Below are 10,616 nucleotides of genomic sequence, written 5' to 3'. Positions count from 1 at the left end.
TGTTACCCTGGAATTTTAAAACATAGGTGTAGTTCGCTAGACGCTCACAGTACATCAAATATAAACATCTTTAAATGCGGAGCTGCAGTAGTTATGTCCATAAATAAACTAGATGTGTACGAAGCCATCATAATAAAGCTAAGGTTAACTCGGCTTTTATCTTGCTTATTAATAGCAGCTGATAAAGTGAACAAAAAAGCAAAAACAAACAGCCATGTAATAAGTATTCCAAAATATTCGTTAACTGAATTTAATTGCCAAAATAGCTCTTCCATTCTATTCAACCTTTTGATGAGTGCTTTTTCTACGATTAAGTAAATACCGTTTTAATGCAACCAAACCTAAAAAATCTTTATTAATTAGGAGAACTAAAAGCATCGTTAAATCAGAAATTATTTGTCCTATTGCATATAAGGCCCAAAACCACCAGTAGTCTAAATTTCCTAAAACAATACTGTCGTAGTGCATTCCAAGAAAAACAAATGCGTTAAAGCTAAGTCCGACTAAAAGATAATAAAAGGCTACGGGGAGATTTTTACTAAAGTATATCCGCCATATAATCAGAAAAAATATAGTTAAGATATCAAATATAAAAAGGGTCAAATGGGGTGTGTTGCTCAAGGGATCCATAAAAATACTTGAGGTGTAAGATACCATCATAATGAATGCAAGCTGTGTGCAGCTTTTGTCAGACTTGTTAATGCTTGCAGACAAATTATATAAAAAAGCGAGTACAAAAGACCATGTAGTAAAAATGGTTATATAGTCGTATAAACCAGCCAGCTGCCATAAAAAATCAAGCATTGCGTGACCTTTTAAATTTTTCAGTTAAAAATTTAGTAAGCTTAACTAGACCTAAAAAATCTTTGTTAAAGATAAGCGCTAATGGCATTATCAAATCTGTAAAGTACATACCAAATACATAAACGTTCCAAAACCACCAATAATATAGAGTACCTAAAATCTCTATATCGTAATGCATAGCTAAAAATAAAGATGCGTTAATACTCAGACCAAAAACAAGATAATAAAATGCGTTAGGAATTGGGCCTCGACTGCAGTACCGAAACGCAGAAATAATAATTAGAGTTACAATATCGAAGTAAAAATAGTTTAAGTGAGACACTATAACCATATCGAACAGTGTACTTAAGGTATACGAAATCATCATAATACCAGAAAGGTACATTGTATTTTTATAGGGACTGTTTATGCTTGCTGACAAATTATAAAGAAATGCAATTACAAAGAACCATGTAATAAAAATACCTACATAATCTCTAATCGCTACCAGATCCCACAGTATGTCAGCCATCATGCCCCTTTATAAATTTATTATTTCGCAACCACCCTTTTAGTTTATACAAACCTAAAAAATCTTTGTTTATAAAAAATATAGCTACCATTATGAAATCAGCAGCGTTAACCCCTATTGCGTAAGCATTCCAAAGCCACCAGTAGCTTGTATTATTTGATATATAGATGTCGTAATGCATGAGAAAATGCAGAGTTGAGTTTATAGCTAAACCAGTAATAATATATAGATAGGTAATACCACCATGCCATAGCCACCTAAGGAAAATAATAACTAGGAGAGTTAAAGTATCGGAAAACAAAAAATCGAGATAAGTTACCGTATCAAGATTTGTAAATATACTAAATGAATATGAAATACTCATAACTAAAGACAAATACACTCTTTCTTTATTAGGCTTATTAATCGAATGAGCAAGGGAGTATAAAAATGCCATAAGGAATCCCCATTGTACAAATGCACCTATGTACAATGACACTGTTGGACTTACCAAAAGTTCACCCATTATTTTACGACTTTTTCAAGTTTAATTTGAAGGCTTTTAAATGTAGCATCTGTATAATGTTCCTATTGAGTACTAATGAAAGCATCATTAGAGTATCTATAGAGTTAACACCTATCGAATAAAAACTCCAATACCACCAAGGCTCAATATTATATAAGACATATAGATCATAGTGCAGTATTAAGGTAAGTACTGCATTTATCGTTAACGAAATTATTATGAAGTGAAAAGCTGCAGAACGTTGGAGCACTTTGAAGTACTGTAAAGTTAACAAAGCTAAAATAGTAACAAAATCGTAGAGCATCGAGTTTAAATATAAACCTTCTAATAAGTCTATATAACCACTAAAAACATATGAGCAGAGAATAAGCGCAGATAAATAAACAGGAGACTTATTTTCTTTATTTATCGTAGAGGTCAAACAATACAGAAAGGCCATTAAAAAGCCCCACTGAGTGAAGGCTTTTACATAAACCATGAAGGGTTCAGTAACGTACATTTGAGCTAGGTTACTTTGTTGGTATCGTTAGACTTGAAGTAGCTGAGGGTTTTGTTCTTTAACTTATGAAGCCCTAAAAAGTCTCTATCTACTATTAATGATACAACCATTAATATATCGATAATATTTATAGTGAACTGATAGAGGCTCCAAAACCACCAAGGTTCGAGGTTCTCATAAAAATAAACATCTAAGTACATCAAAATAAAAAAGGTAGTGTTAATAAAAAGGCCGATTAATAAGTACAAAAAAGAGGGAGTCGTTTTCTTTATCACAAAAAATAGAGTTGTAAGAAAAGAGATTGTGACTATGTCGTGTAAAGCCCAGTCAAGATAGGTTGTTTGATAATAGGAAAGCCAAGTATAAAAATAATCTGTCGCAGTATACGATACCATCATAACGAATGAACTGAGTAATAAAGTCGTCTTTCTTTTAACGCCTAGGCTATATACAAAAATATTGAAAAAGAAGGCCATTAAAAAAGCCCACATAACAAAAGCTGATAATGAAAAAAGACCAAAGAACTCAGTTAAAAACATTCAATACCTTACATTTATTTAGGTTTCTGGCCTGAAAGAATAGAACCACCACCACGCTGCAATTCATTACTCGCAGCAGTCATCGCTTCTTGTGAGAAGCTTACTGTATCAGATTGCAGGGTTTTAGGGCTAGCAGTTTGTTCCATTGCAGGCTTTAATTGTTGTGTTTTGTTGTATGCTTGCATTTGTAATTGGCTATTAGCTGAAACTTGCATGTGATTGATCCTTGTAAAAGTTTTATTTATATTTGGTGCAACTTTTAACCACATTATTATGTAGATAAATGCATTACCTGTTTTAAGCAGTGATAGCTATTTTGCTATCTACCTTATAGTTAGCAATACATGCGCCAACTTTTTTTGACGCATTAAAATTCACTCAAAAAATATAATCAAACTAAACAGCTCCGACCAGTTTACTGCAAATATAAAAAAACGCACAGGGATAACCGTACGTTTTTTGTATCCAGGGAGTTTAAGCTACGTATTTACACGGGATCTCCGCACGTGTACTTAGCTTCAAAATATATTCCATTGCTACTTCGTCACAATTTTCTTTACGAAGGCAAAGTTCACAATCTTTCATTACTTTTTCAGGCAAAGAGTCTTTGCTACAAAAAGTAAAACGTTGTTGTTCAAAAAAATCGGGGACACGGGTCAATACAATAACTCGGTTAAGTGCCAATTTTTTGGCTTTAGTAAGTAGGTGCTCTACAAGCTGTCGACCCTGCCCCGTCACTTTACTTTTTGGGTCTATACCCAATGAGCGTATTTCAGCAAGGCCGGTATCGTAAATGTATAACGATGCACAACCTGACACTTTTCCATTTATTTCAGTAACTGCAAACTCGTTAATAGAGTGCACCATATCGCTTTTTGCACGCGGTAGGTTTTCGCCTACCGTTGCCCAATGCTGTATAAGTGTTGCAATTGCCTCTACATCATCTAAATTTGCATCACGTACCGTTATTTGCTGTTTTTTTTTGGCTTCTTTAACAGCATTAGTTACTTGCTCAATAGACGTCCCACCAAGCGCTTGACGCGCTTTTATACACGCATCAATTTCAAGTACTGGGTAAACATCATCTTCAAATACAGTGTTTACTGATTTGTACTGCTCAAGTGATAGCTCCTCAAGCGTTTTACCTTCGCTAATCGCAAGCTGTACAAGTACACCCACAATGTGATGCCCTTCTCTAAATGGCACACCTTTAGCAACTAAGTAATCAGCAAGCTCGGTGGCATTAGCGTGGCCGCCTTTTGCCGCTGCTAACGTTTTATCACCATTTACTTTTACGCCTTTAATACATGCTTGCGCCATATGAATACATGCAAGCCATGTTGGCATAGCGTCAAACAGGCCTTCTTTGTCTTCTTGCATATCTTTATTGTATGCAAGTGGCAGCGCCTTTAGTGTCATCATCATAGCGCTAAATGCACCAAATACACGTCCAGTTTTACCGCGAATAAGCTCAAGTGCATCAGGATTTTTTTTCTGAGGCATGAGCGATGAGCCTGACGTGACGTTATCAGCAAGCTCTATAAATCCGGCTTCACCTGAATTATAAAAAATCAAATCTTCAGACATACGAGATAAGTGAATCATCGAAATAGACGCACAACTTAAAAGATCTAACACGAAGTCACGATCAGATACGCCATCAAGGCTATTTTTTGTAGCCGCTGTAAAACCTAATCCGTGGGCTAATGCTTGGCGATCAATCGGATAAGCTGTACCTGCTAATGCACCACTGCCTAATGGGCAAAAATTCATGCGCGCTTTAGCATCTTGCAGGCGGCTTTCATCGCGCTCTAGCATTTCTACATACGCCATACACCAGTGGCTAAACAATACTGGTTGTGCGCGCTGTAAATGCGTGTAACCTGGCAATATTGTGCCAAGCTCTCGTTCTGCAAGCGCTACAAATTCGCCTTTTAGCTGTGCAATGGCATCTAATAAATGATCGGCTGTATCACGGCACCATAGTCTAAAATCGGTGGCAACTTGGTCATTACGGCTTCGGCCTGTATGTAATTTTTTAGCTAAATCACCTACTTTTTCAATTAGAGCAGCTTCAACGTGTGAATGAATATCTTCTGCACCTGAAGTAGCAACTGATTGTGGATCAGCTTTAACTTCTTCAAGTAGCTCATTTAATGCAGCAACTAATTTTGTATGCTCATCACTTGAAAGTACATTTACCTGTTCAAGTGCACCTGCCCATGCCACAGAGCCAATAATATCTTGCTCTGCTAACTGGTAGTCAAAGGGAAGAGAGTCGTTAAATTGCTTAAACGCCTCATCTGGACCCGTAGAAAAACGTCCGCCCCATAATGCCATGAAATCTCTCCAAACCCTGTAATGCCCCTTTTATAAGGGGCTATTAAATAATTTACTTTTTAGCCAATGCTGAAATTCTGCTTGAAAGCGAGAATAAACGAATAAAGCCTTCAGCGTGTGACTGGTCATACACATCATCTTCACCAAATGTAGCAAATGCTTCGCTGTATAAGCTATTTGGTGATTGCTTTTGAACCGCAGTTACTTGGCCTTTATAAAGCTTAAGTACCACTTCACCTGTTGCCACTTTAGAAAGTGCTTCTGCACCGGCTAAAATAGAATCTTTAAGTGGTGTAAACCAACGTCCGTCGTATACTAAATGTGAAAATTCACCGCCTAGTACTTCTTTCCATTTACGGCTTGCTTTATCAAGCACTAGCTCGTCAATGGCTTGAAGCGCAGCCATAATTACTGTGCCACCTGGTGTTTCATAACAACCGCGTGACTTCATACCTACTAAACGGTTTTCTACAATATCAACACGTCCAACGCCATGAGGTGATGCAATATCGTTTAATTTAACTAAACAGTCATATGGTTTAAGTTCTTCGCCATTTACAGCAACCACTTCGCCTTCAACAACTTTTAAAGTTACTAGTTCTGATTTATCTGGTGCTTGCTCTGGAGAGTTAGTCCAAGTCCATACTTGCTCAGTTGGTTGACACCATGGATCTTCAAGCTCACCACCTTCGTGCGAAATATGCCAAGCGTTAGCATCACGGCTATAAATTTTTGTAGCAGATGCTGAACACGGAATGTCACGCTCTGCTAAGTAATCAAGTAATGATTCTCGACTCGATAAGTCCCACTCACGCCATGGCGCAATTACTTTTAAATCTGGAGCAAGGGCTGCAAAACATGATTCAAAACGAACTTGGTCATTACCTTTACCAGTACAACCATGAGAAAGTGCATCAGCACCTACTTTACGTGCAATTTCAACTTGTGCTTTAGCAATAATAGGACGCGCCATAGACGTACCTAGTAAATAAGTACCTTCGTAAATCGAGCCCGTTTTAAGTGTTGGATAAATGTAATCACTTACCATTTCATCTTTTAAATCAACTACGTAACATTCTGAAGCACCTGAAGCGATTGCTTTAGCTTCTACGCCTTCAAGTTCTTCTGCGCCTTGACCTACATCCGCTACAAACGCAACAACTTCACAACCGTAGTTTTCTTTTAACCATGGCACGATAGCCGATGTATCAAGACCACCTGAATAGGCTAAAACGACTTTTTTAATTGAACTCATAGGTGTTCCTTAACAAAATTTGGATTTAGTAATGTAACTAGCAAAGCATTTTGCGCGTGCATGCGATTCTCTGCTTGTTGAATAATTTTCGATGCTGGACCATCCATTACCTCAGAGGTAATTTCAAATTCACGGTGTGCCGGTTGGCAATGTAATACCGTAGTTGCACCTGTTTGATCTAGCAATGCCTGATTTAATTGATAAGGCATATATTTTTCTTTAACTTGCTCAAGTGGTGTTGTATCACCCATTGATACCCATGTATCTGCATATACAACGTTTGCACCCACAGCCGCTTCAACACGGTCACTTACCATCACTGAGGCGCCATTCATTGCTGCTATTTGCTCAGCCTTTTTAAGAATTTGCGAATCAGGCGAGCTGCCTTTTGGCGTTACAGCAACAAAATCAGTGCCAAGCGTTGCCGCTAAAAGCATTAATGAATGAGTTACATTGTTGCCCTCACCTAAGTAAGCCACTTTAAGCTCGCTCACATCGCCGTGAACTTCTTGAAGCGTTAAAAAATCAGCAAGAGCTTGGCATGGGTGGTATAAGTCACACAAACTATTTACTACCGGTACTGATGCGTATTCACCTAATGTAGTTAATGTGCTGTGCTGATTTACGCGTGCAACAATACCATCAGCCCAAGTAGAAATATTAAGTGCGAAATCTTTAATTGATTCACGTGCACCCATAGCGCCATTTTGCTGATCTAAATAAACTGCATGGCCACCAAGACGGTTAATACCTATATCAAACGATAAGCGAGTACGTAAACTTTGTTTTTCAAACAATGTTACGATTGATTTTCCCGCTAATACATTGCTGTATTTTTCTGGTTTTGCTTTTATATCTTGCGCTAACTTTAATAAATTAAGTGCGCCTTCTTGGTCTAACTCTAAACCCGTTAAAAAATTCTCAAACATAATAAACCTATGGTGTAATCTTAGTTCCGACATGCTCGCCTTGTAGCAGAGCAGTTAAATTTTCTGGCTTTTGCCAGCTGGAAATATACACACCGCGTCGTAAATGTTGGGCAGCGTGAAGGCTGGTCTTAACTTTGACCTCCATCCCGCCCACAATTACTCCATTTGTAATTAAAGTATCAATGTGTTTTGTGTCAAGTTGATGTAACGGCTGTTTATTTTCGTCAAGCACTGCTTCAACATCCGTCATAAAAATAAGCTCAGCATTTAAGTTACTAGCAATAGCCCCTGCTGCTTCATCTGCATTTACGTTGTACCAAAGCCCTTGCTCATCAAAGCCTATAGAGCTAACAATGGGTAGGCGACCGATTTTAAGTAAATCATTAACAATAGAATCGTCGTTGCTTTTACATTTACCCACTAAGCAAAGCGCTTTTAGCTTTTGAGTGGCAGTAACACCTGCCTCAAAAAGACTTAAGCCGACAGGCTTGTGCCCAGCACTAATAGCTTGAGTCATTAATTGTTTATTAGCGCAACCTGCGAGTGCTCCGACTATATAAGGCATTTGCTCTGCTGGGCTAATACGTAATCCTTGGTGTTTAGCACTGGCAAAACCCGCTTGTTTTAACCATGTATCAACTAAAGCGCCACCGCCATGTACAATCACAAACTCATCATTTGTTTGCTCATTTAATACATCAAACAACGCTTTTGCTGCATTTTCTGTATTAAGTACTGCACCACCTAGTTTAATTACCCACGTTTTTTTACTCATTTAAAACGCTCCTTTTAAACCAGTGGTATGATCTAAATTCATAGAAATATTAATACACTGCAAAGCTTGTCCAGCAGCGCCTTTTAATAAGTTATCAATAGCAGACATCACAATTAACTGCGTTCCTTGTTGCTGCCAGCCAATATCAACAAATGGCTGCTTAGCTACACCTTTAATTGAAGGTACTTTATCGCCTAATAAGCGAATTAATGGCTCGCTCGAAAGTACTTGATAAGCCGATGCAACGTTTTCCTTGGTAACGCCTGGCTTAAGCTGTACATAAATAGTTTCTAAAATACCGCGCGGAAAATTACCTAGATGCGGTGTAAACAACACTTTGTGGCCAAGGTGTTGTTCAATTTCAGGGCCGTGGCGATGGTTAAACAAACCATAAGGTGCAAACGACACTTCACAAAAATGTGTTCCTACACTGGCTTTACGCCCTGCGCCTGTAACGCCCGAAACCGCATTAATAATAATACTTTCGCTGCTCAATAAGCCTGCTTGCTTAAGCGGTTTTAGCGCATTAAGCGCTGCTGTTGGGTAACAGCCTGCAACAGCAATTAGCTTTGCATTAGCGATAGCATCATGGTTCCACTCAGCTAGACCGTAAGCCGCTTCATTTAAAAGCTCTGGATGTTGATGTTCAAAACCATAGTAAGTAACGTAGTCGTCATTGCTTGCTAAACGATAGCCACCAGATAAATCAAATACCTTTTTACCCATAGCTAAAAATTGCGGCGCTAGATCAACACTTACTTTGTGATCGGTACATAAGCATACGTAATCAGCATCACTTTGAATGTCATCAAAAGCTGATACGCTAAGAGGAAGTAAAGGGCAGTCTAGTAAGCCAAGGTGCTCCGGGTATAAATCACTTAGCAATTTATTTTTATCTAAGCTACCCTCTGATACATAACAGCCTGTTAAAGTTAAGTTTGGATGCTTAGCAACTAAACTTGCTAACTCTGCGCCGCTGTATCCGCTTGCGCCAATAATCACTACATTCATTTGTTACTCGTTATCTTAAAATTAATTACTACTTATCTATAATGTTCGCTTAAACTAGCTTAGACGCTAATTAAGTCTTTTTTATTAATGAATTTTGATTATCGTCGCATTATTTTCATGGTGTTACTTTTAATATATTTATGCTTAAAAAGTGAATTGATATTCATCATAAATACTTTTATATTGTTATGCAATTAAATTGAATAATAATTTTGGATTTTTTTATGCCTTTGCCTTCGTTTATTTCCATGTACCAACAATTGATTGCAGCCCCTTCTATTAGTGCTATTGAAGACAACCTGTGTATGAGCAATAAAAACGTAATCGAACTCCTAGCCAGTTGGTGCGAAACAATCGGTTTTACGTGTGAAATTATAGAATTAGAAGGAGGTAAAGGGCGCTATAATTTATTAGCAAAACGCGGAGAAGGTGATGGCGGATTAATGCTAGCTGGTCATACCGACACAGTGCCTTTTGATGACAGTCGTTGGAATCATAATCCATTTAAACTTACCGAACTCGATAACAAATTGTATGGGCTAGGAAGTATTGATATGAAAGGCTTTTTTGCTTTTGTATTACAAGCGATTAGTGAACTTGATGAAAAGCAGCAAACTCAGCCTATTTTAATCCTTGCCACCGCTGACGAAGAAACAACGATGGCTGGTGCACAACAAATATGTAAGCACCCGAATTTAAAACCTGCGCGTTGTATAATAGGCGAACCTACTGATATGACGCCAGTATTTATGCACAAAGGCCATATGAGTACAGCAATAAGAGTAGTTGGTCGCTCTGGGCATAGCTCCGATCCCGAACGTGGTCTTAACGCCATTGAAGTAATGCATAAAGTGATTACAAAATTGATGATCTTAAAAGAACATTTAAAGCATAAGTATTCAATAAACCACTTCGAAATCCCTTATCCAACATTAAACTTAGGTAATATTCATGGCGGCGATAACGCGAATAGAATTTGTGGTTGCTGTGAAATGCATATAGATATGCGCCCATTACCAGGTTTAAGTGTACAAGAACTACAAGCATTAGTATTCGATGCAACGAAAGAGATAAATCAGCAATACCCAAATGCGGTGAGCGTTATTGATTTACATGAACCAATACCGGCATTTAGTGGTAGCACCGACAGTGCTTTAGTAAAAATGGCTGAAAAAATAGCGGGGCAAAAAGCGGTCGCAGTAAATTACTGCACTGAAGCGCCGTTTATCCAGCAACTCGGTTGTGAAACGATTGTAATGGGCCCAGGCTCAATTAACCAAGCACACCAGCCTGATGAATTTTTAGCGATGGAAAAAATAAAACCATCACAACAAATAATCACTGATCTTATAAAAGCAAATTGCTTTAGCTAATAAGATTACAATAAAGGCGCCAATTGGCTGTCTCTTATACACAAATCCCTGCTAAGAAATTAGCGGGGATTTTTT

Annotated in this window: 10 protein-coding genes; 1 reads left to right on the top strand and 9 read right to left on the bottom strand. The window is 37.9% G+C overall.

The annotated features are described in order from the left end of the window. Window positions 1-44: 44 nt before the first annotated feature. From GQR53_RS19475 to argC, 9 genes are all read right to left on the bottom strand, one after another. Window positions 45-275, bottom strand: a complete 231-nt coding sequence (locus GQR53_RS19475; RefSeq protein ID WP_240917513.1) for a hypothetical protein — start codon at window positions 273-275, stop codon at window positions 45-47. Window position 276: 1 nt separating this feature from the next. Next, on the bottom strand, window positions 277-804 hold the full coding sequence (locus GQR53_RS19470) for a hypothetical protein (RefSeq protein WP_165744984.1): 528 nt from the start codon (window positions 802-804) through the stop codon (window positions 277-279). Between the two features lie 503 nt (window positions 805-1,307). Next, a complete protein-coding gene (locus GQR53_RS19465) occupies window positions 1,308-1,751 on the bottom strand; it encodes a hypothetical protein (protein ID WP_231619994.1) in 444 nt (147 codons plus the stop codon). 1,121 nt (window positions 1,752-2,872) lie between these two features. Then, window positions 2,873-3,073: a hypothetical protein gene (locus GQR53_RS19460; RefSeq protein WP_165744982.1), complete on the bottom strand. Its 201-nt coding sequence runs from the start codon at window positions 3,071-3,073 to the stop codon at window positions 2,873-2,875. 259 nt (window positions 3,074-3,332) lie between these two features. Beyond that, window positions 3,333-5,198, bottom strand: a complete 1,866-nt coding sequence (argH, locus tag GQR53_RS19455; protein WP_002958762.1) for an argininosuccinate lyase — start codon at window positions 5,196-5,198, stop codon at window positions 3,333-3,335. A gap of 52 nt (window positions 5,199-5,250) precedes the next feature. After that, complete coding sequence (locus GQR53_RS19450) at window positions 5,251-6,453, bottom strand: argininosuccinate synthase (protein ID WP_007377844.1); 1,203 nt, start codon at window positions 6,451-6,453, stop codon at window positions 5,251-5,253. Further along, window positions 6,450-7,382 (bottom strand): ornithine carbamoyltransferase, encoded by a 933-nt coding sequence (locus tag GQR53_RS19445; protein ID WP_002958764.1) that lies wholly within the window; start codon window positions 7,380-7,382, stop codon window positions 6,450-6,452. The genes GQR53_RS19450 and GQR53_RS19445 overlap by 4 nt, the downstream gene beginning before the upstream one ends. A 7-nt stretch (window positions 7,383-7,389) precedes the next feature. Next, a complete protein-coding gene (argB, locus tag GQR53_RS19440) occupies window positions 7,390-8,157 on the bottom strand; it encodes an acetylglutamate kinase (RefSeq protein ID WP_165744981.1) in 768 nt (255 codons plus the stop codon). Next, entirely contained in the window at window positions 8,158-9,168 is a 1,011-nt protein-coding gene (gene argC / locus GQR53_RS19435; protein WP_165744980.1) for an N-acetyl-gamma-glutamyl-phosphate reductase, read from the bottom strand. It lies immediately after the preceding gene. Between the two features lie 224 nt (window positions 9,169-9,392). Between argC and argE the strand changes: the two genes are divergently transcribed. Next, window positions 9,393-10,541, top strand: coding sequence for an acetylornithine deacetylase (gene argE / locus GQR53_RS19430; RefSeq protein ID WP_165744979.1), 1,149 nt, complete (start codon window positions 9,393-9,395; stop codon window positions 10,539-10,541). Window positions 10,542-10,616: the final 75 nt, after the last annotated feature.

The organism is Pseudoalteromonas sp. Z9A6 (genome assembly GCF_011378805.1).
In the GTDB taxonomy this organism is placed as follows: Bacteria; Pseudomonadota; Gammaproteobacteria; order Enterobacterales; family Alteromonadaceae; genus Pseudoalteromonas; species Pseudoalteromonas distincta.
The sequence above is the reverse complement of the archived record's forward strand: the minus strand, read 5'-3'. Positions and strand labels throughout refer to the sequence as shown.

Bases quoted from the DNA above. Each gene is read 5' to 3' on its own strand.
- GQR53_RS19475 (WP_240917513.1), bottom strand. From the start codon at position 275: ATGGAAGAGCTATTTTGGCAATTAAATTCAGTTAACGAATATTTTGGA.
- GQR53_RS19470 (WP_165744984.1), bottom strand. From the start codon at position 804: ATGCTTGATTTTTTATGGCAGCTGGCTGGTTTATACGACTATATAACC.
- GQR53_RS19465 (WP_231619994.1), bottom strand. From the start codon at position 1,751: ATGGCATTTTTATACTCCCTTGCTCATTCGATTAATAAGCCTAATAAA.
- GQR53_RS19460 (WP_165744982.1), bottom strand. From the start codon at position 3,073: ATGCAAGTTTCAGCTAATAGCCAATTACAAATGCAAGCATACAACAAA.
- argH (WP_002958762.1), bottom strand. From the start codon at position 5,198: ATGGCATTATGGGGCGGACGTTTTTCTACGGGTCCAGATGAGGCGTTT.
- GQR53_RS19450 (WP_007377844.1), bottom strand. From the start codon at position 6,453: ATGAGTTCAATTAAAAAAGTCGTTTTAGCCTATTCAGGTGGTCTTGAT.
- GQR53_RS19445 (WP_002958764.1), bottom strand. From the start codon at position 7,382: ATGTTTGAGAATTTTTTAACGGGTTTAGAGTTAGACCAAGAAGGCGCA.
- argB (WP_165744981.1), bottom strand. From the start codon at position 8,157: ATGAGTAAAAAAACGTGGGTAATTAAACTAGGTGGTGCAGTACTTAAT.
- argC (WP_165744980.1), bottom strand. From the start codon at position 9,168: ATGAATGTAGTGATTATTGGCGCAAGCGGATACAGCGGCGCAGAGTTA.
- argE (WP_165744979.1), top strand. From the start codon at position 9,393: ATGCCTTTGCCTTCGTTTATTTCCATGTACCAACAATTGATTGCAGCC.